Consider the following 22,489-nt stretch of genomic DNA (forward strand, 5'->3'; position numbering starts at 1 on the left):
CTACTTATTCCTCAATTTTACCGCCAGCAGCTTCGATAGCAGCACGAGCGCCTTTGGTGACACGAAGGCCACGCAAAGTCACAGCACGATTGATTTCACCAGAAAGCATAACTTTCGCGAATTCAATCTGTGGGCCAACTACGTTAGCGGCTTTCAGAGTGTTCAGGTCGATAACATCGCCTTCAACTAAAGCGATCTCTGACAGACGAACTTCTGCAGTGATCATTGCTTTACGAGAAGTAAAGCCGAATTTCGGCAGACGACGGTACAGAGGCATCTGACCACCTTCGAAACCACGACGTACGCCACCGCCAGAACGTGAGTTCTGACCTTTGTGACCACGACCGCCGGTTTTACCCAGGCCAGAACCGATACCACGACCCAGACGCTTGGAAGCGTGCTTGGACCCTTCGGCCGGAGACAGAGTATTTAAACGCATCTCTTACTCCTCAACTTTAACCATGTAGGAAACCGCGTTGACCATACCACGTACAGCAGGAGTATCCTCGCGCTCTACGGTGTGGCCAATACGACGCAGACCCAGGCCAAGCAGCGTTGCCTTGTGTTTCGGCAAACGACCGATTGCACTGCGGGTTTGAGTTATTTTAATAGTCTTTGCCATGGTCAATTACCCCAGAATTTCTTCAACGGATTTACCACGCTTGGCAGCGACCATTTCTGGGGACTTCATGCTAGCCAGACCATCGATAGTTGCACGAACCACATTAATTGGGTTGGTGGAACCATAGGCCTTAGCTAGAACGTTGTGCACCCCAGCGACTTCCAGAACGGCGCGCATTGCACCACCGGCAATAATACCGGTACCTTCGGAAGCCGGCTGCATGAACACACGAGAACCCGTATGAGCACCTTTAACAGGATGCTGCAGGGTGCCGCTGTTCAGCGCGACATTCATCATGTTGCGACGGGCTTTTTCCATCGCTTTCTGGATCGCTGCTGGAACTTCACGCGCTTTACCGTAACCAAAACCTACGCGACCATTGCCATCACCCACTACAGTTAGTGCGGTGAAGCTAAAAATACGGCCACCTTTTACAGTTTTAGATACGCGATTTACCGCGATCAGCTTTTCCTGCAGTTCGCCAGCTTGTTTTTCGATGTGAGCCATCTTACACCTCTACCTTAGAACTGAAGGCCAGCTTCACGGGCAGCATCTGCCAGTGCCTGGACACGACCATGATATTGGAAACCAGAGCGGTCAAAAGATACGCCTTTGATGCCCTTCTCCAACGCGCGCTCAGCAATAGTTTTACCTACAGCGATTGCAGCATCTTTGTTCCCAGTATATTTCAGTTGTTCACTGATTGCTTTTTCTACAGTAGAAGCAGCGACCAGAACTTCAGAACCATTCGGAGCAATTACCTGTGCGTAAATATGACGCGGGGTACGATGTACCACCAGGCGAGTTGCACCCAGCTCTTTGAGCTTGCGGCGTGCGCGGGTCGCACGACGGATACGAGCAGATTTCTTATCCATAGTGTTACCTTACTTCTTCTTAGCCTCTTTGGTACGCACGACTTCGTCGGCGTAACGGACACCCTTGCCTTTATAAGGCTCAGGACGACGGTAAGCGCGCAGATCTGCTGCCACTTGTCCGATCAACTGCTTATCAGCGCCTTTCAGCACGATTTCAGTCTGGGACGGGCATTCAGCAGTAATACCTGCTGGCAGAGCATGTTCAACTGGGTGAGAGAAGCCTAAAGCTAAATTCACAGAGTTGCCCTTGACTGCTGCACGGTAACCGACACCTACCAACTGAAGCTTCTTAGTGAAGCCATCGGTAACACCAACAACCATTGCGTTAAGCAGCGCACGAGTGGTACCCGCTTGGGCCCACGCATTTGCAAAACCTTCGCGTGGAGCGAAAGTCAGTGCGTTATCAGCATGCTTAACTTCAACGGCGTCGTGGACTGTACGAGTCAGCTCGCCGTTTTTACCCTTAATCGAAATTACCTGACCGTTGAGTTTGACCTCTACGCCGGCAGGAATGACGACGGGTGCTTTTGCAACACGAGACATTCTTTCCTCCCGATTAAGCTACGTAGCAGAGAATCTCGCCACCAAGACCAGCCTGGCGAGCTGCACGATCAGTCATAACACCTTTAGAGGTAGAAATAACAGCGATACCCAAACCGGCCATAACTTTTGGCAGCTCATCTTTTTTCTTATAGATGCGCAGACCTGGACGGCTGATACGTTGAATGCTTTCTACCACTGCCTTGCCCTGGAAGTACTTCAGTACTAATTCCAGTACAGGCTTGGTGTCGCCTTCGATTTTGAAATCTTCAATAAAACCTTCTTCCTTCAGCACGTTGGCAATTGCCACTTTCAGCTTGGAGGAAGGCATGGTGACCGCAACTTTGTTCGCGGCTTGACCGTTACGGATACGGGTCAGCATATCCGCGATCGGATCTTGCATGCTCATCTGTCTTTACTCCCGTGATTCAATTGGTGACAATTACCAGCTAGCCTTTTTCAGACCCGGGATTTCACCGCGCATAGCGGCTTCACGGACCTTAATACGGCTCAACCCGAACTTACGCAGGAAAGCGTGCGGACGGCCAGTTTGACGGCAGCGGTTACGCTGACGGGACGGGCTGGAATCACGCGGCAGAGTCTGCAGCTTAAGAACAGCATCCCAACGATCTTCGTCAGAAGCGTTCACGTTAGAGATGATCGCTTTCAGTTCAACGCGTTTGGCAAAGAACTTATCAGCTAATTTCACGCGCTTGACTTCGCGTGCTTTCATGGATTGCTTAGCCATTAGTAACCCTACCTTACTTGCGGAACGGGAAGTTGAAAGCAGTCAGCAGCGCACGGCCTTCATCATCGGATTTCGCAGTAGTGGTAATGGTAATATCCAAACCACGAACGCGATCGACTTTATCATAATCGATTTCCGGGAAGATGATCTGTTCACGCACGCCCATGCTGTAGTTACCACGACCATCGAATGACTTAGCAGACAAGCCACGGAAGTCACGGATACGAGGTACAGCAATGGAAATCAGACGCTCAAAGAACTCCCACATGCGTTCGCCACGCAGAGTTACTTTACAGCCGATCGGATAGCCCTGGCGGATTTTGAAGCCTGCAACTGATTTGCGTGCTTTAGTGATCAACGGCTTTTGACCGGAGATTGCTGCTAAGTCAGCTGCTGCATTATCCAGCAGTTTCTTATCAGCGATCGCTTCACCAACACCCATATTCAGGGTAATCTTCTCGACCCGTGGGACTTGCATGACAGAATTGTAGCCGAACTCAGACATGAGTTGCTTGACTACTTCGTCTTTGTAGTAATCATGCAGTTTCGCCATCGTACTACTCCAAATTACTTGATAGTTTCGCTGTTAGATTTGAAGAAACGGACTTTTTTGCCGTCTTCGAATCTAAAGCCTACACGGTCAGCCTTACCGGTTGCCGCATTGAAGAGAGCAATGTTAGAAACCTGAATAGCAGCTTCTTTTTCAACAATGCCACCTGGTTGGTTCAGGGCCGGAACCGGCTTCTGATGTTTCTTAACCAGGTTAATACCTTCAACGATGACCTTGCCAGAAGACAGGACATTTTTTACTTTACCGCGCTTACCTTTATCTTTACCGGTTAGCACGATAACTTCGTCATCACGACGGATTTTCGCTGCCATGGTTCGCTCCTTAGAGTACTTCTGGTGCCAGAGAGATAATTTTCATGAACTTTTCATTACGCAGTTCACGAGTTACCGGCCCAAAAATACGCGTACCGATAGGCTGCTCAGAGTTATTGTTTAAAATAACACAAGCATTGCCATCGAAGCGAATGACAGAACCGTCCGGGCGACGAACACCCTTCTTGGTGCGCACCACTACCGCCTTCAGCACATCGCCTTTCTTGACCTTGCCACGAGGAATTGCTTCCTTGATGGTGATCTTGATGATGTCGCCGACGCCTGCGTAGCGACGGTGCGAGCCACCTAGAACCTTGATACACATTACGCGACGTGCACCGGAGTTGTCGGCCACGTTCAGCATAGTCTGTTCTTGGATCATGTTAGTGCTCCGCTAATGTCAACTACAACTTTGGACCCAGAATGGGTCGTTTGAAATCCCCACAATTGAGGGCGCAGCATTATAACACCGCTTCCAGAATATGGGTAGAAAAAATAAACGGCTCAGTTTTTGAGCCGTTTATAGTACTCGAGATGCGTACTGTATTACAGAACGGCTTTCTCTACAACGCGAACAAGTGTCCAAGACTTAGTCTTTGACAGTGGACGGCATTCGCGGATTTCTACCACGTCACCGATACCACATTCATTGTTCTCGTCGTGTACGTGCAGCTTGGTCGTACGTTTGATGAATTTACCATACATTGGGTGCTTCACCATACGCTCGATCGTAACAACAACGGATTTCTCCATTTTGTCACTAACTACTCGACCTTGCAGAGTACGGATTTGATCAGTCATTACGCACCCGCCTTCTCAGTCAGTAAAGTCTTAACGCGTGCGACATCACGACGCACTTGCTTCAACAGGTGAGATTGTTGCAGCTGACCGCTTGCCGCTTGCATGCGCAGGTTAAATTGCTCACGCAGCAGGCTCAGCAGTTCAGTGTTCAGCTCTTCAACACTTTTCTCACGCAGCTCTTGTGCTTTCATTACATCACCGTCTTAGTTACAAAGGTGGTTTTGATAGGCAGTTTCGCTGCTGCCAGCTTGAAGGCCTCACGGGCCAGCTCTTCAGGCACGCCGTCCATTTCGTACAGGACTTTACCCGGCTGGATCAAGGCAACCCAATACTCTACGTTACCTTTACCTTTACCCATACGAACTTCAAGCGGCTTTTCAGTGATCGGCTTGTCTGGGAACACACGGATCCAGATTTTACCCTGACGCTTAACTGCACGAGTCATCGCACGACGAGCTGCTTCGATTTGACGAGCAGTCAGACGGCCACGGCCAACAGCTTTCAGACCGAAAGTGCCGAAGCTAACATCCGTACCTTGCGCCAGACCACGGTTGCGGCCTTTGTGCACCTTACGGAATTTTGTACGCTTTGGTTGTAACATTCAGCGACTCTCCTTACTTGCGGCCTTTACGCTGCTGCTTTTTAGGTTGAGCAGCCGGTTTTTCCGGTTGTTCAACTGCAGCCATACCACCCAGGATCTCACCTTTGAAGATCCATACCTTAACGCCGATTACACCATAAGTGGTGTGCGCTTCAGAGGTGTTGTAATCGATATCCGCACGCAGAGTATGCAACGGAACACGACCTTCACGGTACCATTCGGTACGCGCGATTTCAGCACCGCCGAGGCGGCCGCTTACTTCAACTTTAATACCTTTAGCGCCCAGACGCATTGCGTTCTGTACAGCACGCTTCATAGCACGACGGAACATAACACGACGTTCCAGCTGTGAAGTGATGCTATCAGCAACCAATTTTGCGTCCAGTTCTGGTTTACGAACTTCGGCGATATTGATTTGCGCAGGAACGCCAGCGATATCCGCTACGACCTTACGCAGTTTTTCGACATCTTCACCTTTCTTGCCGATAACGATGCCTGGACGAGCAGTGTGAATAGTCACACGGATGCTCTTCGCAGGACGCTCGATAACGATGCGAGAAACGGAAGCCTTCGCCAGTTCCTTAGTCAGGAATTGACGAACTTTAAAGTCGCTGTCCAGGTTGTCAGCGAACTCTTTGGTATTCGCGAACCAAGTAGAGTTCCAAGGTTTGACAATACCCAGGCGAATACCATTAGGATGTACTTTCTGACCCATTGCTAGTCTCCAGAGTCTCAGCGATCGGACACAACCACTGTAATGTGGCTGGTGCGCTTCAGGATACGATCTGCACGACCTTTAGCACGCGGCATAATGCGCTTCATGCTTGGGCCTTCGTCGACGAAGATTTTCGTCACTTTCAGATCATCGATGTCAGCGCCATCGTTGTGTTCTGCGTTAGCAATAGCAGACTCAAGTACTTTCTTAACCAGACCAGCAGCTTTCTTGTTGGTGTAGGCTAAAGTTTCCAGAGCTTGCGACACTTTCTTACCGCGGATCAGGTCAGCAACGAGGCGAACCTTCTGAGCAGAAGAACGAGCGTGGCGATGTTTAGCGATAGTTTCCATCTCTTCCTCCTACCTTAGCGCTTTTTAGCTTTTTTATCAGCCGCATGGCCGCGATAAGTACGAGTCGGCGCGAATTCACCTAACTTGTGACCGACCATTTCATCGGCTACAAATACTGGAACGTGCTGACGACCATTATGGACAGCGATGGTCAAACCGATCATGTTTGGAAAGACCGTTGAACGACGGGACCAAGTCTTAATAGGCTTTTTGTCTCCGCTTTCCACCGCTTTCTCTACCTTCTTCAGCAAGTGCAGGTCAATGAAAGGACCTTTCTTGAGAGAACGTGGCATGGCTTATCCTCTAATTATTTTTTACTACGGCGACGTACGATGAATTTATCAGTACGCTTGTTGCTGCGGGTCTTCTTACCTTTGGTCTGCAGGCCCCATGGGGAAACAGGGTGCTTACCAAAGTTACGACCTTCACCACCACCGTGTGGATGGTCGACTGGGTTCATCGCAGTACCGCGAACGGTAGGACGAACACCACGCCAGCGGCTTGCACCTGCTTTACCCAGAACGCGCAGCATATGCTCAGCGTTACCAACTTCGCCTAAGGTAGCACGGCAGTCGGATGGGATTTTACGCATTTCACCAGAACGCAGACGCAGGGTGACATATGCACCATCGCGAGCAACGATCTGAACGTATGCGCCAGCAGAACGAGCTAGCTGACCACCTTTGCCTGGTTTCATTTCTACGTTATGAACGGTAGAACCAACCGGGATGTTACGCATCGGCAAGGTGTTGCCAGGTTTGATAGCAGCATCAACACCAGACTGAATCTGGTCACCCGCTTTCAGGCCTTTAGGCGCCAGGATATAACGGCGTTCGCCGTCTTTGTACAGAACCAGTGCGATATTCGCAGAACGGTTCGGATCATATTCCAGACGCTCAACAACAGCAGGGATACCATCTTTGTTGCGTTTGAAGTCAACCAGACGATAATGCTGTTTGTGACCACCACCGATGTGACGAGTGGTGATGCGGCCATTGTTGTTACGGCCACCGGATTTGCTCAGTTTTTCAAGCAACGGGGCATACGGTTTGCCCTTGTGCAGCTCAGGGTTAACCACTTTAACAACGTGGCGACGACCCGGAGATGTCGGTTTACATTTAACAATTGCCATTGTTCGCTACTCCTCCGACTTACTCTGCGCCGCCGATGAAGTCCAGATTCTGGCCTTCTTTCAGGGTGACGTAAGCTTTTTTCCAGTCGCTACGACGACCAACACGCTGACCGTGACGCTTCACTTTACCTTTAACTACCAGGGTGTGAACTGCATCAACTTCAACTTCGAACAGTTTCTTAACTGCGGCTTTGATTTCTGCTTTAGTTGCGTCTTTAGCAACTTTGAGAACGATGGTGTTGGTTTTTTCCATCACCATAGACGCTTTTTCAGAAACGTGCGGCGCGCGCAGTACTTTCAGCAGACGTTCTTCACGGATCATGCCAGCATCTCCTCAACTTGCTTCACAGCGTCAGCAGTCATAACCACTTTGTCGAAGGCGATCAAGCTAACTGGGTCGATACCTGTAACGTCACGCACATCAACCTTGTACAGGTTGCGAGCGGCCAGGAACAGATTTTCGTCGACTTCGCCGGTTACAATCAGCACGTCTTCCAGCGCCATGTCTTTCAGTTTCTGTGCCAGCAGCTTAGTTTTAGGCGCTTCTACAGAGAACTTCTCGACGACGATCAGACGATCTTGACGTACCAGTTCGGACAGAATGCTTTTCAGCGCGCCGCGGTACATCTTTTTGTTAACTTTTTGACTGTGATCCTGAGGCTTCGCAGCGAATGAAACGCCACCGGAACGCCAGATCGGGCTCTTAACAGAACCAGAACGAGCGCGACCAGTACCTTTCTGACGCCACGGTTTTTTGCCTGAACCAGTTACTTCAGCACGGGTCTTCTGAGCACGAGTACCTTGACGGGCACCAGCTGCATAAGCAACTACAACCTGGTGTACCAGCGCTTCGTTGAAATCACGACCGAAGGTAGTTTCGGAAACAGTCAGCGCGCTTTGCGCGTCTTTCAATACTAATTCCATTCCTATCTCCTCACGCCTTTACAGCTGGTTTAACGATCAGGTCGCCACCGGTTGCACCCGGAACAGCACCCTTAACCAGCAGCAGGTTGCGCTCAGCGTCAACACGTACTACATCCAGGCTCTGAACGGTTACGCGTTCGTTACCCAGTTGGCCTGCCATTTTCTTGCCTTTGAACACTTTGCCCGGAGTCTGGTTCTGACCGATAGAACCCGGAACGCGGTGAGACAAGGAGTTACCATGGGTAGCATCTTGGGTACGGAAGTTCCAGCGCTTAACTGTGCCAGCAAAACCTTTACCTTTAGAAGTACCGGTAACGTCAACTTTTTTAACGTCAGCAAAAATTTCAACGCTAATGCTCTGACCTACGGTGAACTCTTCGCCTTCATTCAGACGGAATTCGCGCAGGGTGCGGCCAGCTTCTACGCCAGCTTTAGCGAAGTGACCAGCTTCTGGCTTAGATACACGGTTTGCTTTTTTAGCACCCGTAGTTACCTGTACAGCGCAGTAGCCGTCGTTATCCAGGCTTTTCACCTGAGTAACACGGTTTGCTTCGATTTCGATAACGGTTACTGGGATAGATACGCCATCTTCAGTGAAGATGCGGGTCATACCCACTTTTTTACCGACTAAACCAATCATTGTTTCAACCTCTCAATCGTTCAATGACCTGATTAACCCAGGCTGATCTGCACGTCTACACCAGCAGCCAGATCCAGACGCATCAGAGCATCAACGGTTTTCTCGGTTGGCTCAACGATGTCAACCAGGCGCTTATGAGTGCGAATCTCGTACTGATCGCGCGCGTCTTTGTTGACGTGCGGAGAAATCAGAACGGTAAAGCGCTCTTTGCGGGTCGGCAGCGGGATCGGACCACGGACTTGCGCACCAGTGCGCTTAGCAGTCTCGACGATTTCCGCAGTTGATTGATCGATCAGACGATGATCAAACGCTTTCAGGCGGATACGGATTCTTTGGTTCTGCATGAGACCAGAGCTCCAATTATTTTATAAACGTAAAAAATTACTCCTCACACCCATTTCGATTGATGGGGGAGTGTAATCGTTCAACATATAACCCCCATATCGGGAGTATTGTTCGATAGTCTAGGACTATCTCTGATTCAGAATCAGACTTACCAAGATTAGGTAAGCCCGCGCATTATACGTAAACCAGCTCAGGAAGCAACCTAAATGCGCAAAAATAGTGGAAAGGCTCTTACTCTATCCTGCCTGCACGATCTGATATCCTTCAAATACGCACGTATAAAATACCCGTCCGAGCCTTGAATTGCATGAAATTCATACAGCCCTGTGACAATGATTCCAATAAAATGTCCTCTATAGCTCAATATGCTCAGATATGATGGTGTGCATATTGAATGGAGGAAATACAGATGGAATTGCTCACGGATATCTATTCTTGCGTCATTTCTGATAGCGGAAAACGTGTAGCGCTATGTATCGTATTTGCTGTTTGCAGTGGTTGCGCCGCTTACATTGCAAGACAAGCGATACCTAGGCAAATTCTTTCTCCAGCTCCAACTGCTCTTCTCACTTTGGGCACGCCGTCGTTTTCTTCAATCTACAGAGGCAGCTTAAAGGCGCAAATCGGCTATGGACTGTTTTTTCTGGCTATATCCTTCTGGCCTCATATTAGTCTATCAATCGTGCCCATTGTTTGGCTAATCAGCTGGTTTCTCATCACCTTGTCTCTTTTGGATTTTCAGCATTACCTATTACCGGATATATTGACACTCCCCCTACTCTGGCTCGGCCTTTGTTTTAATGCATACACTAATGCGACTCCAATAGAACACGCCGTTGCTGGCGCAGTCGCGGGTTATATCTTTATTTGGTTTCTAGGCTGGATAACTAAGCATTTAGCAGGAAAAATGGGTATCGGATTAGGTGACGCTAAACTGTTGGCCGCACTCGGTGCATGGGCAGGGTATGAAAACTTGGCATTGATATCTGCCAGTGCGTCCTTTGGTGGAATTGTTTGGTGGGGAGTCCGGAGGTTTTGTTCACTGAAAAAGAACCACCCTCTGCCTTTTGGTCCTTGCTTGGCCATCGCCGGCTGGGTGGTTATTTTCGATATATTGCAATCATGGAAATTAAGCTTCTTCTTTAACCTGAGCTAATAGGTAATTTTGGATTCCCAGACGTTGGATAAGATCTAACTCAGTTTCCAGCCAGTCGATATGTTTTTCTTCATCAGACAGGACTTCAATCATAAGATCACGGCTGACATAGTCATGGACTGAATCTGCATAAGCGATACCTTCACGTAAGTTTTTTGCACCATCGAGTTCTAATTTAAGATCGGATCTCAACATTTCTTCCACGTCTTCTCCGATATTAAGTTTCCCTAAATCTTGAAGATTTGGCAGTCCTTCTAAAAAAAGAATTCTTTCGATGTAACGGTCAGCATGTTTCATCTCATCGATCGACTCGTGGTACTCAATGTCATTGAGTCGTGTGAGCCCCCAATTCTTAAACATACGGGCATGAAGGAAATACTGATTGATAGCTACAAGCTCATTTCCAAGTAGCTTATTGAGGTGGCCAATAACTTTTTTATCGCCTTTCATAAACAAAACCCTCCGCTTCCAGTTCTTTTAGTGTAGAACCAGAGTCTGAAGAGTCAAAAAATAACCCTACTTTTATGCCACGTTTATGAAGTTACTTTGAAGTACCGTGGTTTCCTCATCGAAAATCTCTCGAGCCTGACGGATACATTTGCCGCATTCAGATCCGAATGGAACTATTTTACGCAAATGATGGAGAGAGCTCGGCTGATATTTGCGGATTGCATGACGTATTGTTTTGTCCGAAATCCCATTACATAAGCAAACGTACATATTTTACTCTTTACTGATTTGATAATAAGAGTCTAAATAATAAACGTTATCATTTCAATAAAAGCATCTTATTTTACTGCTTATAAATCGTACTAATTTGAATCAGTTCATGTTTTTCTTGTAATAAAAAAGGGCGCCTAAGCGCCCTTTTACTGCATTTGGTTCAGAAGCTAAATATTAGCTCATTACCTTAGCAACAACACCAGCACCAACGGTACGGCCGCCTTCGCGGATTGCGAAACGCAGACCATCGTCCATTGCGATTGGGTGGATCAGGGTAACGATCATTTTGATGTTATCGCCTGGCATTACCATTTCCACGCCTTCTGGCAGTTCGATGGTACCGGTCACGTCAGTTGTACGGAAGTAGAACTGTGGACGGTAGCCTTTGAAGAACGGAGTATGACGGCCGCCTTCATCTTTGCTCAGAATATAAACTTCTGATTCGAACTTGGTATGTGGCTTGATAGAACCTGGTTTAGCCAGAACCTGACCACGTTCGATGTCTTCACGCTTGATACCACGCAGCAGAACACCAACGTTCTCGCCTGCACGACCTTCGTCCAGCAGTTTACGGAACATTTCAACGCCGGTACAAGTTGATTTAACGGTATCTTTGATACCAACGATCTCAACTTCTTCACCAACTTTAACGATACCGCGCTCTACACGACCGGTAACAACAGTACCACGGCCAGAGATAGAGAATACGTCTTCGATTGGCAGCAGGAATGGCTTGTCGATAGCACGTTCTGGTTCTGGGATGTAAGAATCCAGAGTTTCAGCCAGTTCTACGATCTTAGCTTCCCACTCAGCTTCGCCTTCCAGCGCTTTCAGAGCAGAACCACGGATGATTGGAGTATCATCACCTGGGAAGTCGTACTGAGACAGAAGTTCACGAACTTCCATTTCTACCAGTTCCAGCAGCTCTTCATCATCAACCATGTCGCATTTGTTCAGGAATACGATGATGAAAGGAACGCCAACCTGACGACCCAGCAGGATGTGCTCACGAGTCTGAGGCATAGGGCCGTCAGTCGCAGCAACAACCAGGATAGCGCCGTCCATCTGTGCAGCACCGGTGATCATGTTTTTAACGTAGTCAGCATGCCCTGGGCAGTCAACGTGCGCGTAGTGGCGTGACGGGGTGTCATATTCAACGTGAGAAGTGTTGATGGTGATACCACGTGCTTTTTCTTCTGGCGCGTTATCGATCTGGTCGAATGCACGTGCAGAACCACCGTAGGTTTTAGCCAGAACGGTAGTGATTGCAGCAGTCAGGGTAGTTTTACCGTGGTCAACGTGGCCGATTGTACCAACGTTAACGTGCGGTTTTGTACGTTCAAATTTTTCTTTAGACACGGCTTTATTCCTTACTCTTGTGCTCTCCCTTCATAGAGAGAGCACGGGATCAATGTTTTAAACTAGTAGCTTATTTGCCACGAGCTTCAATAACGGCCTGAGCAACGTTGTTCGGCGCATCATCATACTTCAGGAATTCCATGGAGTAAGATGCACGACCTTTGGTCAGAGAACGCAGCTGAGTTGCGTATCCGAACATTTCAGACAACGGCACTTCAGCGTGAATCTGAACGCCAGTAGCGTTAGATTCCTGACCTTTCAGCTGGCCACGACGACGGCTAAGGTCACCGATAACGTCACCAGTGTTCTCTTCTGGAGTTTCAACTTCAACCTTCATGATAGGCTCAAGCAGAACTGGTTTCGCTTTCTTAAAGCCATCTTTGAAGGCAAGAGAAGCGGCCAGTTTAAACGCCAGCTCAGAGGAGTCAACGTCATGGTAAGAACCGAAGTGCAGACGCACGCCGAGGTCAACAACCGGATAACCCGCCAGTGGACCAGATTTCAGCTGCTCCTGGATACCTTTATCAACGGCAGGGATGTATTCGCCAGGAATTACACCACCTTTGATGTCGTTGATGAACTCGTAACCTTTCGGATTTGAGCCCGGCTCCAGTGGGTACATGTCGATAACAACATGACCATACTGACCACGACCACCAGACTGCTTGGCGTGTTTACCTTCGATATCAGTAACTTTCGTGCGGATAGCTTCACGATAAGCAACCTGAGGTTTACCGACGTTCGCTTCAACGTTGAATTCACGCTTCATACGGTCAACGATGATGTCGAGGTGCAGCTCACCCATACCTGCGATGATGGTCTGGTTAGATTCTTCATCAGTCCATACGCGGAATGATGGGTCTTCTTTAGCCAGACGACCCAGAGCCAGACCCATTTTTTCTTGGTCAGCTTTGGTTTTCGGTTCTACTGCGATGGAAATTACCGGTTCAGGGAATTCCATACGCTCCAGAATGATCACGTTATCCGGATCACAAATGGTGTCACCAGTAGTCACGTCTTTCAGGCCGATTGCCGCAGCAATGTCGCCTGCGCGAACTTCTTTGATCTCTTCACGCTTGTTAGCGTGCATCTGAACGATACGACCAAAACGCTCACGCGCCGATTTTACCGGGTTAAATACGGTATCACCGGAGTTAACAACACCAGAGTACACGCGGAAGAACGTCAGGTTACCAACAAACGGGTCGGTAGCAATTTTGAACGCCAGAGCAGCAAATGGCTCTTCATCGCTCGCATGACGCTCAGCCGGAGTATCTTTACCGTCGTCCAGCATACCGTTGATTGCAGGTACGTCAGTCGGTGATGGCAGGTAATCAATTACCGCATCCAGCATCGCCTGAACACCTTTGTTCTTAAATGCAGAACCACAAGTAACAAGAATAATCTCGTTACGCAGTACGCGTGAACGCAGGGCAGTTTTGATTTCTTCCTCGGTCAGCTCTTCGCCGCCCAAGTATTTATCCATCAGCTCTTCAGAAGCTTCTGCTGCAGACTCAACCAAATTCTGGTGCCATTCAGCAGCCAGCTCAGCCATATCAGCTGGGATCTCTTCGTATTCGAAGGTCACGCCCTGATCGGCATCGTTCCAGTTGATCGCTTTCATTTTCACCAGGTCAACAACACCGGTGAAACCTTCTTCAGCGCCAATTGCCAATTGAAGCGGAACAGCGTTCGCGCCCAAACGGGATTTAATCTGGCCTACAACTTTCAGGAAGTTAGCACCCATGCGGTCCATTTTGTTAACGAACGCAATGCGTGGAACTTTGTATTTATTAGCCTGACGCCATACGGTTTCAGACTGTGGCTGAACACCACCAACCGCGCAGTAAACCATTACCGCACCGTCAAGAACACGCATGGAACGTTCAACTTCGATGGTGAAGTCAACGTGCCCTGGGGTGTCAATGATGTTTACGCGATGCGGTTCATACTGCTTAGCCATACCTGACCAGAACGCAGTAGTTGCAGCGGAAGTGATGGTGATACCACGTTCTTGTTCCTGTTCCATCCAGTCCATGGTGGCAGCGCCGTCATGAACTTCACCGATTTTATGGTTTACACCGGTGTAGAAAAGGATACGTTCGGTAGTAGTAGTCTTACCGGCGTCGATGTGTGCGCTGATACCGATATTACGGTAGCGGGCAATGGGTGTTGTACGAGCCATTTGATTCCTCTATTCCTAGGACGTTCAAGTTAAGTTACCCACAGCGGGCGGCTTGCTTGAAGCGCCCGCTTGGTGACTAACACTATGAAGGGATTACCAACGATAGTGAGCGAACGCCTTGTTGGCTTCGGCCATACGGTGAACGTCTTCACGTTTCTTAACTGCAGTACCTTTGTTTTCTGCAGCATCAGAAAGTTCGTTCGCCAGGCGCAGAGCCATGGATTTATCACCGCGTTTACGAGCAGCTTCAACGATCCAACGCATTGCCAGAGCATTACGACGAACCGGACGGACTTCTACTGGTACCTGATAAGTAGAACCACCAACGCGACGGGATTTAACTTCGACGGTTGGGCGGACGTTGTCCAGGGCTACTTCAAAAGCTTCCAGTTCGTTTTTACCAGAACGCTGAGCCAGGGTCTCCAGCGCGGTATATACGATTGCTTCTGCGGTAGATTTTTTACCATCTACCATCAGGATGTTTACAAATTTAGCCAGCAGTTCTGATCCGAACTTAGGATCCGGCAGAATTTTACGCTGACCAATGACGCGACGACGTGGCATGGAAATACTCCGTTGTTAATTCAGGGTTGTCCAAAACTCTATAGTTCGAGTTTGACATTAAAGTTAAAACGTTTGGCCTTACTTAACGGAGAACCATTAAGCCTTTGGCTTCTTCACGCCGTATTTGGAACGTGATTGCTTACGGTCTTTAACGCCGGAGCAGTCAAGCGCACCACGAACGGTGTGGTAACGAACACCTGGCAAGTCTTTTACACGACCGCCACGGATCAGGATCACGCTGTGTTCCTGCAGGTTATGACCTTCACCGCCGATGTAGGAGGTAACTTCAAAACCGTTAGTCAAACGCACACGGCAAACTTTACGCAGTGCGGAGTTTGGTTTTTTAGGAGTGGTGGTATATACGCGAGTACATACGCCACGTTTCTGCGGGCAAGCTTCCAGCGCAGGAACGTTGCTTTTAGCAACCTTCATGGAGCGTGGTTTGCGTACCAGCTGATTAATTGTTGCCATTAATAGCTCCTGGTATTTGCTTCGTTTTTTGCTTCGTAAACAAGTGTGATAAATCTCCCCATAAAGCCATGGGCAAAATATGAGGACGCAGAATTTTATGGCTGCCCAGTATAGGTGTCAAGAAATATACAAGATCGCATTCTCACCAAGATACTTGCTGAAGGTGTTTGGCACTCAGTTCAACGAACTGATTATAGTCTAACAACACGATATTGGATGAAATTCGAGCACTCAAACCTCGAGCAATAACATCGACATTCAGCGCATATAGGGATGTGGAGGCAGAAATGAGCTTTTCAAGGGCATGGGTATTTGCTAGCCCGCACAGAACACCATCCTGAAGAAGCACGATAGCGTCATTATTGCCCACAATAGCGCAAAGAGTTGTCAGATCTGCTGAGGTTGGAGACTTTGCCAGCGTATGTAACATGTAAAATATCACCAAAGGCTAAAAGGTTAGCACAACATCGCGTTGTTCAAGATTTTGTCGAATCTGTGCCGCAGTTCGCAGTTGAACGTCGATAATCCACTGCTCATTGTCATGTAAACCTCTTTCACGCAGTGACTCGGAACAGATATAAACGTCTTCAATATCGTAAAGCGGCATCACGCCAAAGGTTGAAACATAGTCTCGACAAAGAATTTCAGCCGGTTTTTGATTGGGCAAAAGTTGGAAAACACCATCCCCAATAAAAAACACCTGAATATCTTCACTGAAAGCAGAAGCAGCCAGCAATGCATCCAGCCCTTCACGTCCTGCGCTTGATGTATGCGGAGGCTGAGTAAAAATAAAAGCTAAACGTTTCATCCCATCCCCTCAGAATTGCATGATGCGATCGCAGGTCAATGCGGCTTCAGCCAGTGAACCTAACCCACTCAAGACAAAGCCATCCTGCAAATTGGCGGCAGGTAAGCCCAATTGTGCAGCCTCATCTTTCGAAACCACACCGCGACGCAGCGCTGCCGCGACGCACACATTCAGCACCACGTTATGTTCCTGCGCTAATTTCTGCCATGCACGAACCAAATCGAACTCATCACTCGCCGGAGATGTCAGCTGATTAGCGTTACTCACGCCCTCTCGGTAGAAGAACACGCTGACCAATTGGTGCTCGCTGGCCACCAGTGCCTGAGCAAACTGGTAGGCGCTACTCGCCGCCTGCGTGCCATAAGCAGGGCCTGTCACAAACAAGGAGTAGCTCAGCATTAGCGATCGCTGCCCTGTAGGTCGCCACTTTTGAACTGGCGAATATACAGATACACCGTGTGCTTAGAGATATTCAGACGGTCGGCAACCTGATTAATGGCGTCTTTGATATCAAAGATGCCCTTTTCATGTAGGTTCAGCACAATTTGGCGATTCTTCGCATTGTTTGATACAGAACGGTCAGCATTCACTTCTTCGATGGTGAACTCTAACGTCTGCGCCACTAAGTCATCCACGGAAGAGGCAAAATTCACTGAAGAAGCAACGTCTTGTGAAGCCTTAGGAATGAAGGTTTCCATGATCTGTGAGAAAGGCACATCCAGATTCATGTTGATACATAGCAGACCAATAACGCGCTGCTCTTTGTTACGAATGGCAATCGTAACCGACTTCATCAACACGCCGCTTTTTGCGCGCGTGAAGTACGCTTTTGACACGCTGCTATCTTCACCGGCCATATCGTGCAGCATGCGCAGGGCTAAATCGGTAATCGGCGAGCCGATTTTGCGCCCCGTATGTTCACCGTTTGCAATACGTACCGCTGAACATTTCAAGTCCTCAAGCGAATGCAAAACGATTTCGCAATGAGAGCCAATGAGCATAGCAAGACCATCAACAACGGCTTCGTATGATTTCAGAATTTCATGATCGGTCTGGCTGAACGGACGCTCATCCAGTAAATCGAGCTCACTGGTGTCACCAGGCATAAGCGTATTGGACATTGAAGACAACCCCCACGGAGGATTTAGCTACGCATCCATCGATGGATGCAGATTCAAGAAAACGAGCTAGTTAGCAAATAAAGTTTAGCAAAGCTGCCCTATTAAAATCCTTGAGGCCAGCGGGGTAAAAGTTTTTTTTACCTTCCAACGATAAAAAACAAAAAAGCCGTGGAATATTCCACGGCTTTTTTTAAACATTCAAGTTAATTACTTGCCTGCTTTCGCTGCGTCAGCTTTTGCTGGAGCTTCTGCTTTCGCGTCAGCTTTTGGTGCAGCTTTAACATCCAGCAGTTCTACATCAAATACCAGCGTAGAGTTTGCAGGGATGCCTGGGACGCCAGTTTTGCCATATGCCAATTCTGGTGGGATGACCAGCTTGATTTTGCCGCCTTTTTTGATGTGTTTCAGGCCTTCGGTCCAGCCTGGGATAACGCCATCAAGACGGAAAGACAGTGGCTCACCGCGGCTGTATGAGTTATCAAACTCAGTACCATCGGTCAGAGTACCTTTGTAGTTAACCACTACGGTATCGCTGTCTTTTGGCTCAGCACCGGTGCCTTCTTTATCAACTTGATACATCAGGCCAGTTTTGGTGGTTTTAACGTTTTTCTCTTTAGCGAACGCATCACGGAATTTTTTACCCGCGTCTGCGTTAGCTTTAGCATCCTGTTCCATCTTAGCCTGTGCAGATGCTTTTACGCGTGCTTCAAAGCCCTGCAGAGTGCCTTCGATTTCTTGGTCGGTCAGCTTGCTTTTACCTGCGAAAGCATCTTGGACACCGGCGATCAGCTGGTCTTTATCCAACTTGATGCCCAGTTTTTCCTGCTCTTTCAGGGAGTTTTCCATATAACGTCCCAGAGAAGCACCTAATGCGTATGCTGCCTGCTGATCGTCATTCTTGAATTTGCTGTTAGTTGCTGTCGGCGCAGCATCTGCAGCTTTAGCTGCGTCAGCGGCGAACGCTGATGCATTCAGAGCCAGAGCCATTGTGGTTGCCAGCACAGTAACTTTAAAAAAAGATTTCATCCATTTCTCCAAACTTTAAGGCAAATTACCTTAAATAACGATGAGCTAAATGTAGTTGGCTACTATAGCGGTCTGTTGACGCATAAAACAATCACTAAGCGTGCCAGTCTGATAAATTCAGACTACAACATGCCCAAAAAGTTTCACTCGCTTAGCCAATCAACAAGCGTAACGCGCAATTCGCCTGCTTTACGGGTAAAATAACGATTATGAGGTGAAATTTCACCTATGAAATTGTGAACAGAAACTACACCGTTTTCAGAGGAAAGATTATGCAACCATCGGCTTGGGATCGCGAAGAGCTTGAATCCCGATTTGAAATGCTCGAAAGCCGACTGGCTTTTCAGGAAATAACGATTGAGGAGCTCAACCAAACGGTTATTGCTCTTCAGCTAGAGATGAATAAATACCGCGAACAAATGCATTTACTGGTGGATAAGCTTAAAGCAGCTCAGCCGTCGATGATGGCTCACCCATCAGAAGAAACACCGCCGCCCCACTATTGAGCGATGATTTAACAACAAAAAAGCGGCCAAGGCCGCTTTTTTCATTCTGCTTATCAATCACAGAATTAATGACAGCCGCAACCACCGTTGCCTTTGCCATTACCACCACAGCAACCGCCTTCTTCACCATGGTCGTGACCGTGTTCGTGGCCATGACCACCACAGCAGCCTTCGCCGTGTTCGTGGTGATGATCGTGCTCGCCGTGTACGTGACCATGCTCCAGCTCTTCAGCTGTTGCTTCACGGATGGCGATCACTTCAACGTGGAAGTTCAGGTTCTGGCCAGCCAGCATGTGGTTACCATCAACAACAACGTGGTCGTCGTCAACTTCGGTAATTTCTACTGGAACTGGACCCTGATCGGTTTCAGCCAAGAAACGCATGCCAACCTGCAGTTCGTCAACGCCCATGAAAACGTCTTTAGGAACGCGCTGAACCAGATTTTCATCGTAGTTACCGTAAGCGTCATTGGCGCCAACGTGAACGTCAAAGCTATCGCCTTCAGCGTGACCTTCCAGAGCTGCTTCCAGCCCAGAAATCAGGGAGCCATGTCCGTGCAGATAATCCAACGGTGCACTCACCGGAGATTCATCAACTAAAACACCGTCTTCTGTACGTACCTGATAGGCCAAGCTGACCACCAGGTCTTTTGCTACTTTCATGATATCTCCTAGCGTTGGAAACTAAATTGGCGCAGATTGTAGCGGAATTTTGCGCCACTGTACCCACAAGGATAAAAAATCCCTCGCAGAAACGCCACCCTTGCCACTTATTCTGGCTTAAAAATACCGATCATTTGGTTGTTATGCTGAACATGGTCACTGACATTCGCTTCTGGCTGACTTAGCTGATGCCCGCACTTAACACACTCAGCATGCTCAATATTATTCTCTCGCCATACCACCAACGTATCCTGTGCCTTACAGCTGGGACAGGTTGCTCCTGCAATAAATCTCTTTTTCATTTTGTTACCCTATTCGTAGGCCTTTTCACAGGTCTTCTTCGTCCCAGTCATTCATCTGCCGCCGCTCATGCTGCATCTCGCGCTGAAAAATATCTTCCAGTTCGCGTCTGGCCTCTTTAACACGCGAAATTTGCGTCACATCTCCCTGATGATGCGGCATCAACTCACGCAGCATGCGCATATCTAAACGGCGAAAATGCTGCTGTGCCCGATGCGCCTGATGAGGATGCATACCCAGTTCCATCAGCGCCTTACGCCCCAGTTCTAGCGCGCTAGAAAACGTTTCACGGCTAAATTGATTCACACCAGCCATCAACAATTCATGCGCCTCAACGCGGCCACGCGCACGCGCCAGAATTTTTAAGTGTGGGAAATGCTGCTGGCACAAGTGCACCACGGCAAGGGTGTCTTCAGGCTCATTACAGGTCACAACAATCGCCTCCGCTTTCTCTGCCCCAGCTGCGCGCAGCAGTTCAAGCTCAGTGGCATCACCGTAATAAACTTTATACCCATAGCGACGCATCATACTGACAGCGCTCACATCACGTTCTAAAACCGTGATCCGCATTTTATTCGCCATCAATAGACGACCAATCACCTGACCAAAACGTCCGAAGCCGACGATAATCACCTGGGGATCATCATCCTCCACAAACGGCGCCTCTTCGTCCTCTTCCTGCGGGTTGTAGCGTTTCTCTAAAATACGGTCGACCAACTGCATTAACAGCGGCGTAGTCACCATTGAAAGCGTTACAATCACCAGCAGCAGCGCCATCTGATCGCCCTGCAATAATTTTTGCGTGCTAGCCGCTGAGAACAGAACGAAGGCAAACTCACCCCCTTGGCTCAACACCGCCGCAAACTGCATACGCACCGAGCGGCGGATGCCGGCTATGCGAGCAAGCGAATATAACACGCCGCCTTTTACTGCCACCAAAATGGCGACACCAGCCAATACCTCAGGTAAATGGGTGTAGAGAACCCCCAAATTCAGCGCCATACCGACTGAGATGAAAAATAGCCCCAGCAATAGGCCCTTAAACGGTTCAATCGCAATTTCTAATTCATGTTGGAACTCGCTCTCCGCCAACAGCACACCCGCGATAAATGTCCCCATCGCCATCGACACGCCTAACGCGTCCATGAACATGGCGGAGCCAAGCACCACTAACAGTGCGGCGGCGGTGAAAATCTCACGCACGCCGGTCGCGGCGATATAGCGAAAAATCGGTCGCAGTAAGTAACGGCCACCAATCAACATACCCAGCAAAGCGCCCACTTTGATGGCAATAAACGTCCAATCCGTATCTTTATTGCTGGAACCGACTAAAACAGGAATTAGCGCCAGCGCAGGGATCACGGCCATATCTTGAAACAGTAATACCGAGAATCCGAGCTGACCGCCTTCGTTGCGGTTCATTCCCTTCTCGCGCATCATCTGCAAAGCCATCGCGGTGGAAGACATCGCCAACCCAATTCCACCAATAACCGCAGCCTGCCATGAAAAATCCGTTAACAGCAATAAACCGCCCAGAATGACTGCGGTAAGTAAAACCTGCCCAGCCCCCACGCCAAAAATCGAGCGTCGAAGCGACCACAGTTTGCTAGGATTAAGCTCTAAGCCAATGATGAAAAGCAGGAATACAACACCCAGTTCCGAAAAATGCAGGATCTCATCCACGTCACGGATAAACCCTAACCCCCACGGACCAATCGCAATACCCGCAATCAAAAAACCCAGCACGGTACCAATACCAATCCGCCGCGCAATCGGCACTGCCACGACGGCTGCAAATAGGAACAGCAGTATCGCTGGTAAGAGTGAGCCCTCTTCAGTCATAAACTACCGCCTCCCGCCAAAGGTGATTCCAACCATTGCCCGTAGGCTTTGGCATGCGTTTGCAAAACGTCGGGCTTAAGCCGGCGAGCCCAATAAACCACCATCGGCGTCATCCAATGCATATGGCACATGCCTGCCGTTAACTCAAATGGACGCAAAACTTCATCCATGGTGTAACGGTTATAGCCACCCATTTGATAAGCCCCCTCAGGTTCACCGGTTGTGACGACGCTACGCCAATATTTTCCGCGCAGAGCATTTCCGCCAACGCCGCTGGCAAAACCGCGCGACAGCACGCGATCCAGCCACTCTTTCAACAAGGCAGGACAGCTATAGGTATAAAGAGGATGTTGAAAAACAATGATTTGATGCTCACGCAGCAGTTTCTGCTCATGGTGAATATCAATAAAAAAATCAGGATAGTGCGCGTAGAGATCGTGCACGGTGACATGTTCTAGCTGCTGTGCCGGCTGCAGTAAAACTCGGTTTGCAACCGAGTCCTGTGATTCCGGATGGGCATACAGCAGCAATACTTTCGGTGGCTGCGACATCTATTCCCCTCCCCAAAGCGTCGTCATCGGTGAGCATTTC

38 protein-coding genes are annotated in these 22,489 nt (G+C 48.8%); 2 read left to right on the plus strand and 36 right to left on the minus strand.

Going from position 1 to position 22,489, the window contains the following annotated elements; genetic code table 11:
- Window positions 1-4: 4 nt before the first annotated feature.
- The 21 genes from rplO to rpsJ all read right to left on the minus strand — a co-directional run bounded on the left by rplO (window position 5) and on the right by rpsJ (window position 9,174).
- Window positions 5-439: a 50S ribosomal protein L15 gene (gene rplO, locus CPY98_RS18745; RefSeq protein WP_025802657.1), complete on the minus strand. Its 435-nt coding sequence runs from the start codon at window positions 437-439 to the stop codon at window positions 5-7.
- Window positions 440-442: 3 nt separating this feature from the next.
- Window positions 443-622: a 50S ribosomal protein L30 gene (rpmD, locus tag CPY98_RS18750; RefSeq protein WP_004846568.1), complete on the minus strand. Its 180-nt coding sequence runs from the start codon at window positions 620-622 to the stop codon at window positions 443-445.
- A 6-nt stretch (window positions 623-628) separates the two neighbouring features.
- The gene (rpsE, locus tag CPY98_RS18755; RefSeq protein ID WP_004846569.1) at window positions 629-1,129 is read right to left on the minus strand and encodes a 30S ribosomal protein S5; all 501 of its coding nucleotides are present in this window, start codon (window positions 1,127-1,129) and stop codon (window positions 629-631) included.
- Window positions 1,130-1,143: 14 nt separating this feature from the next.
- On the minus strand, window positions 1,144-1,497 hold the full coding sequence (gene rplR / locus CPY98_RS18760; RefSeq protein ID WP_004846572.1) for a 50S ribosomal protein L18: 354 nt from the start codon (window positions 1,495-1,497) through the stop codon (window positions 1,144-1,146).
- Window positions 1,498-1,506: 9 nt separating this feature from the next.
- The gene (gene rplF / locus CPY98_RS18765) at window positions 1,507-2,040 is read right to left on the minus strand and encodes a 50S ribosomal protein L6 (protein WP_025802661.1); all 534 of its coding nucleotides are present in this window, start codon (window positions 2,038-2,040) and stop codon (window positions 1,507-1,509) included.
- Between the two features lie 13 nt (window positions 2,041-2,053).
- Window positions 2,054-2,446: a 30S ribosomal protein S8 gene (gene rpsH, locus CPY98_RS18770; protein ID WP_025802663.1), complete on the minus strand. Its 393-nt coding sequence runs from the start codon at window positions 2,444-2,446 to the stop codon at window positions 2,054-2,056.
- A gap of 33 nt (window positions 2,447-2,479) precedes the next feature.
- Window positions 2,480-2,785 carry a 30S ribosomal protein S14 gene (rpsN, locus tag CPY98_RS18775; RefSeq protein ID WP_004846582.1) on the minus strand — a complete coding sequence of 102 codons (306 nt, stop codon included), beginning with the start codon at window positions 2,783-2,785 and terminating at the stop codon, window positions 2,480-2,482.
- Between the two features lie 13 nt (window positions 2,786-2,798).
- Window positions 2,799-3,338, minus strand: a complete 540-nt coding sequence (rplE, locus tag CPY98_RS18780) for a 50S ribosomal protein L5 (protein WP_004846583.1) — start codon at window positions 3,336-3,338, stop codon at window positions 2,799-2,801.
- A 14-nt stretch (window positions 3,339-3,352) separates the two neighbouring features.
- On the minus strand, window positions 3,353-3,667 hold the full coding sequence (gene rplX, locus CPY98_RS18785) for a 50S ribosomal protein L24 (protein ID WP_004846586.1): 315 nt from the start codon (window positions 3,665-3,667) through the stop codon (window positions 3,353-3,355).
- 10 nt (window positions 3,668-3,677) lie between these two features.
- Window positions 3,678-4,049, minus strand: coding sequence for a 50S ribosomal protein L14 (rplN, locus tag CPY98_RS18790; protein ID WP_000613954.1), 372 nt, complete (start codon window positions 4,047-4,049; stop codon window positions 3,678-3,680).
- A 164-nt stretch (window positions 4,050-4,213) separates the two neighbouring features.
- Window positions 4,214-4,468 carry a 30S ribosomal protein S17 gene (rpsQ, locus tag CPY98_RS18795; protein WP_004846590.1) on the minus strand — a complete coding sequence of 85 codons (255 nt, stop codon included), beginning with the start codon at window positions 4,466-4,468 and terminating at the stop codon, window positions 4,214-4,216.
- Entirely contained in the window at window positions 4,468-4,659 is a 192-nt protein-coding gene (gene rpmC / locus CPY98_RS18800) for a 50S ribosomal protein L29 (RefSeq protein WP_004846592.1), read from the minus strand. Before rpmC ends, rpsQ begins: the two co-directional genes overlap by 1 nt.
- The gene (rplP, locus tag CPY98_RS18805; protein ID WP_002438716.1) at window positions 4,659-5,069 is read right to left on the minus strand and encodes a 50S ribosomal protein L16; all 411 of its coding nucleotides are present in this window, start codon (window positions 5,067-5,069) and stop codon (window positions 4,659-4,661) included. Before rplP ends, rpmC begins: the two co-directional genes overlap by 1 nt.
- Before the next feature lie 13 nt (window positions 5,070-5,082).
- Window positions 5,083-5,784: a 30S ribosomal protein S3 gene (gene rpsC / locus CPY98_RS18810; RefSeq protein ID WP_004846598.1), complete on the minus strand. Its 702-nt coding sequence runs from the start codon at window positions 5,782-5,784 to the stop codon at window positions 5,083-5,085.
- Between the two features lie 17 nt (window positions 5,785-5,801).
- Window positions 5,802-6,134 carry a 50S ribosomal protein L22 gene (gene rplV / locus CPY98_RS18815; RefSeq protein ID WP_004391423.1) on the minus strand — a complete coding sequence of 111 codons (333 nt, stop codon included), beginning with the start codon at window positions 6,132-6,134 and terminating at the stop codon, window positions 5,802-5,804.
- A 14-nt stretch (window positions 6,135-6,148) separates the two neighbouring features.
- The gene (rpsS, locus tag CPY98_RS18820; protein ID WP_004846600.1) at window positions 6,149-6,427 is read right to left on the minus strand and encodes a 30S ribosomal protein S19; all 279 of its coding nucleotides are present in this window, start codon (window positions 6,425-6,427) and stop codon (window positions 6,149-6,151) included.
- Between the two features lie 14 nt (window positions 6,428-6,441).
- Window positions 6,442-7,266: a 50S ribosomal protein L2 gene (gene rplB, locus CPY98_RS18825; protein WP_025802669.1), complete on the minus strand. Its 825-nt coding sequence runs from the start codon at window positions 7,264-7,266 to the stop codon at window positions 6,442-6,444.
- A 19-nt stretch (window positions 7,267-7,285) separates the two neighbouring features.
- On the minus strand, window positions 7,286-7,588 hold the full coding sequence (rplW, locus tag CPY98_RS18830; protein WP_004846604.1) for a 50S ribosomal protein L23: 303 nt from the start codon (window positions 7,586-7,588) through the stop codon (window positions 7,286-7,288).
- Window positions 7,585-8,190 (minus strand): 50S ribosomal protein L4, encoded by a 606-nt coding sequence (gene rplD, locus CPY98_RS18835; protein WP_004846606.1) that lies wholly within the window; start codon window positions 8,188-8,190, stop codon window positions 7,585-7,587. Before rplD ends, rplW begins: the two co-directional genes overlap by 4 nt.
- 10 nt (window positions 8,191-8,200) lie before the next feature.
- Window positions 8,201-8,830 carry a 50S ribosomal protein L3 gene (rplC, locus tag CPY98_RS18840; protein ID WP_025802672.1) on the minus strand — a complete coding sequence of 210 codons (630 nt, stop codon included), beginning with the start codon at window positions 8,828-8,830 and terminating at the stop codon, window positions 8,201-8,203.
- 32 nt (window positions 8,831-8,862) lie between these two features.
- Window positions 8,863-9,174 (minus strand): 30S ribosomal protein S10, encoded by a 312-nt coding sequence (rpsJ, locus tag CPY98_RS18845; RefSeq protein WP_001181005.1) that lies wholly within the window; start codon window positions 9,172-9,174, stop codon window positions 8,863-8,865.
- A 410-nt stretch (window positions 9,175-9,584) separates the two neighbouring features.
- Here rpsJ and CPY98_RS18850 point away from each other — a divergent pair, with 410 nt between their 5' ends.
- The gene (locus CPY98_RS18850) at window positions 9,585-10,331 is read left to right on the plus strand and encodes an A24 family peptidase (RefSeq protein ID WP_096388594.1); all 747 of its coding nucleotides are present in this window, start codon (window positions 9,585-9,587) and stop codon (window positions 10,329-10,331) included.
- Here the strand turns inward: CPY98_RS18850 and bfr are convergent.
- The 11 genes from bfr to fkpA form a co-directional block, all read right to left on the minus strand.
- On the minus strand, window positions 10,305-10,781 hold the full coding sequence (gene bfr, locus CPY98_RS18855) for a bacterioferritin (RefSeq protein ID WP_025802675.1): 477 nt from the start codon (window positions 10,779-10,781) through the stop codon (window positions 10,305-10,307). The genes CPY98_RS18850 and bfr overlap by 27 nt on opposite strands.
- Window positions 10,782-10,853: 72 nt before the next feature.
- Complete coding sequence (bfd, locus tag CPY98_RS18860) at window positions 10,854-11,051, minus strand: bacterioferritin-associated ferredoxin (protein WP_071892163.1); 198 nt, start codon at window positions 11,049-11,051, stop codon at window positions 10,854-10,856.
- 177 nt (window positions 11,052-11,228) lie between these two features.
- Window positions 11,229-12,413, minus strand: a complete 1,185-nt coding sequence (tuf, locus tag CPY98_RS18865) for an elongation factor Tu (RefSeq protein ID WP_038502512.1) — start codon at window positions 12,411-12,413, stop codon at window positions 11,229-11,231.
- Between the two features lie 70 nt (window positions 12,414-12,483).
- Window positions 12,484-14,598: an elongation factor G gene (gene fusA, locus CPY98_RS18870; RefSeq protein WP_025799189.1), complete on the minus strand. Its 2,115-nt coding sequence runs from the start codon at window positions 14,596-14,598 to the stop codon at window positions 12,484-12,486.
- 93 nt (window positions 14,599-14,691) lie between these two features.
- Entirely contained in the window at window positions 14,692-15,162 is a 471-nt protein-coding gene (gene rpsG, locus CPY98_RS18875; RefSeq protein WP_017803037.1) for a 30S ribosomal protein S7, read from the minus strand.
- 96 nt (window positions 15,163-15,258) lie between these two features.
- Window positions 15,259-15,633: a 30S ribosomal protein S12 gene (gene rpsL, locus CPY98_RS18880; protein ID WP_002212323.1), complete on the minus strand. Its 375-nt coding sequence runs from the start codon at window positions 15,631-15,633 to the stop codon at window positions 15,259-15,261.
- Between the two features lie 142 nt (window positions 15,634-15,775).
- On the minus strand, window positions 15,776-16,063 hold the full coding sequence (tusB, locus tag CPY98_RS18885; protein WP_043489374.1) for a sulfurtransferase complex subunit TusB: 288 nt from the start codon (window positions 16,061-16,063) through the stop codon (window positions 15,776-15,778).
- An 18-nt stretch (window positions 16,064-16,081) separates the two neighbouring features.
- Window positions 16,082-16,441 carry a sulfurtransferase complex subunit TusC gene (gene tusC, locus CPY98_RS18890; RefSeq protein ID WP_046450570.1) on the minus strand — a complete coding sequence of 120 codons (360 nt, stop codon included), beginning with the start codon at window positions 16,439-16,441 and terminating at the stop codon, window positions 16,082-16,084.
- 9 nt (window positions 16,442-16,450) lie between these two features.
- Complete coding sequence (gene tusD, locus CPY98_RS18895) at window positions 16,451-16,840, minus strand: sulfurtransferase complex subunit TusD (protein WP_046450571.1); 390 nt, start codon at window positions 16,838-16,840, stop codon at window positions 16,451-16,453.
- Window positions 16,840-17,562 (minus strand): transcriptional regulator, encoded by a 723-nt coding sequence (locus CPY98_RS18900; protein WP_008815470.1) that lies wholly within the window; start codon window positions 17,560-17,562, stop codon window positions 16,840-16,842. The genes tusD and CPY98_RS18900 overlap by 1 nt, the downstream gene beginning before the upstream one ends.
- 207 nt (window positions 17,563-17,769) lie before the next feature.
- Window positions 17,770-18,588 carry an FKBP-type peptidyl-prolyl cis-trans isomerase gene (fkpA, locus tag CPY98_RS18905; RefSeq protein ID WP_040046973.1) on the minus strand — a complete coding sequence of 273 codons (819 nt, stop codon included), beginning with the start codon at window positions 18,586-18,588 and terminating at the stop codon, window positions 17,770-17,772.
- Between the two features lie 272 nt (window positions 18,589-18,860).
- On the opposite strand from fkpA, the gene CPY98_RS18910 reads away from it, so the two are divergent.
- Window positions 18,861-19,094, plus strand: a complete 234-nt coding sequence (locus CPY98_RS18910) for a SlyX family protein (protein ID WP_025799204.1) — start codon at window positions 18,861-18,863, stop codon at window positions 19,092-19,094.
- A gap of 65 nt (window positions 19,095-19,159) precedes the next feature.
- Here CPY98_RS18910 and slyD read toward each other — a convergent pair whose 3' ends face one another.
- From slyD to kefG, 4 genes are all read right to left on the minus strand, one after another.
- Window positions 19,160-19,756 carry a peptidylprolyl isomerase gene (slyD, locus tag CPY98_RS18915; protein ID WP_025799206.1) on the minus strand — a complete coding sequence of 199 codons (597 nt, stop codon included), beginning with the start codon at window positions 19,754-19,756 and terminating at the stop codon, window positions 19,160-19,162.
- A gap of 107 nt (window positions 19,757-19,863) precedes the next feature.
- Window positions 19,864-20,058 (minus strand): YheV family putative zinc ribbon protein, encoded by a 195-nt coding sequence (locus CPY98_RS18920; RefSeq protein WP_025799209.1) that lies wholly within the window; start codon window positions 20,056-20,058, stop codon window positions 19,864-19,866.
- A 25-nt stretch (window positions 20,059-20,083) separates the two neighbouring features.
- The gene (gene kefB, locus CPY98_RS18925; protein WP_096388595.1) at window positions 20,084-21,898 is read right to left on the minus strand and encodes a glutathione-regulated potassium-efflux system protein KefB; all 1,815 of its coding nucleotides are present in this window, start codon (window positions 21,896-21,898) and stop codon (window positions 20,084-20,086) included.
- The gene (gene kefG / locus CPY98_RS18930; RefSeq protein ID WP_096388596.1) at window positions 21,895-22,449 is read right to left on the minus strand and encodes a glutathione-regulated potassium-efflux system ancillary protein KefG; all 555 of its coding nucleotides are present in this window, start codon (window positions 22,447-22,449) and stop codon (window positions 21,895-21,897) included. Before kefG ends, kefB begins: the two co-directional genes overlap by 4 nt.
- Window positions 22,450-22,489 lie beyond the last annotated feature (40 nt).

It is taken from the genome of Hafnia sp. CBA7124 (assembly GCF_002355555.1).
Classification (GTDB): domain Bacteria; phylum Pseudomonadota; class Gammaproteobacteria; order Enterobacterales; family Enterobacteriaceae; genus Hafnia; species Hafnia alvei.

Bases quoted from the DNA above. Each gene is read 5' to 3' on its own strand.
- rplD (WP_004846606.1), bottom strand. From the start codon at position 8,190: ATGGAATTAGTATTGAAAGACGCGCAAAGCGCGCTGACTGTTTCCGAA.
- rplB (WP_025802669.1), bottom strand. From the start codon at position 7,266: ATGGCAATTGTTAAATGTAAACCGACATCTCCGGGTCGTCGCCACGTT.
- bfr (WP_025802675.1), bottom strand. From the start codon at position 10,781: ATGAAAGGCGATAAAAAAGTTATTGGCCACCTCAATAAGCTACTTGGA.
- rpsC (WP_004846598.1), bottom strand. From the start codon at position 5,784: ATGGGTCAGAAAGTACATCCTAATGGTATTCGCCTGGGTATTGTCAAA.
- rpsG (WP_017803037.1), bottom strand. From the start codon at position 15,162: ATGCCACGTCGTCGCGTCATTGGTCAGCGTAAAATTCTGCCGGATCCT.
- rplN (WP_000613954.1), bottom strand. From the start codon at position 4,049: ATGATCCAAGAACAGACTATGCTGAACGTGGCCGACAACTCCGGTGCA.
- rpsH (WP_025802663.1), bottom strand. From the start codon at position 2,446: ATGAGCATGCAAGATCCGATCGCGGATATGCTGACCCGTATCCGTAAC.
- tusD (WP_046450571.1), bottom strand. From the start codon at position 16,840: ATGCTGAGCTACTCCTTGTTTGTGACAGGCCCTGCTTATGGCACGCAG.
- rpsE (WP_004846569.1), bottom strand. From the start codon at position 1,129: ATGGCTCACATCGAAAAACAAGCTGGCGAACTGCAGGAAAAGCTGATC.
- bfd (WP_071892163.1), bottom strand. From the start codon at position 11,051: ATGTACGTTTGCTTATGTAATGGGATTTCGGACAAAACAATACGTCAT.
- CPY98_RS18920 (WP_025799209.1), bottom strand. From the start codon at position 20,058: ATGAAAAAGAGATTTATTGCAGGAGCAACCTGTCCCAGCTGTAAGGCA.
- CPY98_RS18900 (WP_008815470.1), bottom strand. From the start codon at position 17,562: ATGTCCAATACGCTTATGCCTGGTGACACCAGTGAGCTCGATTTACTG.
- tusC (WP_046450570.1), bottom strand. From the start codon at position 16,441: ATGAAACGTTTAGCTTTTATTTTTACTCAGCCTCCGCATACATCAAGC.
- rplR (WP_004846572.1), bottom strand. From the start codon at position 1,497: ATGGATAAGAAATCTGCTCGTATCCGTCGTGCGACCCGCGCACGCCGC.
- kefG (WP_096388596.1), bottom strand. From the start codon at position 22,449: ATGTCGCAGCCACCGAAAGTATTGCTGCTGTATGCCCATCCGGAATCA.
- tusB (WP_043489374.1), bottom strand. From the start codon at position 16,063: ATGTTACATACGCTGGCAAAGTCTCCAACCTCAGCAGATCTGACAACT.
- fkpA (WP_040046973.1), bottom strand. From the start codon at position 18,588: ATGAAATCTTTTTTTAAAGTTACTGTGCTGGCAACCACAATGGCTCTG.
- rpsJ (WP_001181005.1), bottom strand. From the start codon at position 9,174: ATGCAGAACCAAAGAATCCGTATCCGCCTGAAAGCGTTTGATCATCGT.
- rplO (WP_025802657.1), bottom strand. From the start codon at position 439: ATGCGTTTAAATACTCTGTCTCCGGCCGAAGGGTCCAAGCACGCTTCC.
- kefB (WP_096388595.1), bottom strand. From the start codon at position 21,898: ATGACTGAAGAGGGCTCACTCTTACCAGCGATACTGCTGTTCCTATTT.
- CPY98_RS18910 (WP_025799204.1), top strand. From the start codon at position 18,861: ATGCAACCATCGGCTTGGGATCGCGAAGAGCTTGAATCCCGATTTGAA.
- fusA (WP_025799189.1), bottom strand. From the start codon at position 14,598: ATGGCTCGTACAACACCCATTGCCCGCTACCGTAATATCGGTATCAGC.
- rpsQ (WP_004846590.1), bottom strand. From the start codon at position 4,468: ATGACTGATCAAATCCGTACTCTGCAAGGTCGAGTAGTTAGTGACAAA.
- rpsL (WP_002212323.1), bottom strand. From the start codon at position 15,633: ATGGCAACAATTAATCAGCTGGTACGCAAACCACGCTCCATGAAGGTT.
- slyD (WP_025799206.1), bottom strand. From the start codon at position 19,756: ATGAAAGTAGCAAAAGACCTGGTGGTCAGCTTGGCCTATCAGGTACGT.
- CPY98_RS18850 (WP_096388594.1), top strand. From the start codon at position 9,585: ATGGAATTGCTCACGGATATCTATTCTTGCGTCATTTCTGATAGCGGA.
- rplW (WP_004846604.1), bottom strand. From the start codon at position 7,588: ATGATCCGTGAAGAACGTCTGCTGAAAGTACTGCGCGCGCCGCACGTT.
- rpsS (WP_004846600.1), bottom strand. From the start codon at position 6,427: ATGCCACGTTCTCTCAAGAAAGGTCCTTTCATTGACCTGCACTTGCTG.
- rplX (WP_004846586.1), bottom strand. From the start codon at position 3,667: ATGGCAGCGAAAATCCGTCGTGATGACGAAGTTATCGTGCTAACCGGT.
- rpsN (WP_004846582.1), bottom strand. From the start codon at position 2,785: ATGGCTAAGCAATCCATGAAAGCACGCGAAGTCAAGCGCGTGAAATTA.
- rpmC (WP_004846592.1), bottom strand. From the start codon at position 4,659: ATGAAAGCACAAGAGCTGCGTGAGAAAAGTGTTGAAGAGCTGAACACT.
- rplV (WP_004391423.1), bottom strand. From the start codon at position 6,134: ATGGAAACTATCGCTAAACATCGCCACGCTCGTTCTTCTGCTCAGAAG.
- rplE (WP_004846583.1), bottom strand. From the start codon at position 3,338: ATGGCGAAACTGCATGATTACTACAAAGACGAAGTAGTCAAGCAACTC.
- rplP (WP_002438716.1), bottom strand. From the start codon at position 5,069: ATGTTACAACCAAAGCGTACAAAATTCCGTAAGGTGCACAAAGGCCGC.
- rplF (WP_025802661.1), bottom strand. From the start codon at position 2,040: ATGTCTCGTGTTGCAAAAGCACCCGTCGTCATTCCTGCCGGCGTAGAG.
- rplC (WP_025802672.1), bottom strand. From the start codon at position 8,830: ATGATTGGTTTAGTCGGTAAAAAAGTGGGTATGACCCGCATCTTCACT.
- rpmD (WP_004846568.1), bottom strand. From the start codon at position 622: ATGGCAAAGACTATTAAAATAACTCAAACCCGCAGTGCAATCGGTCGT.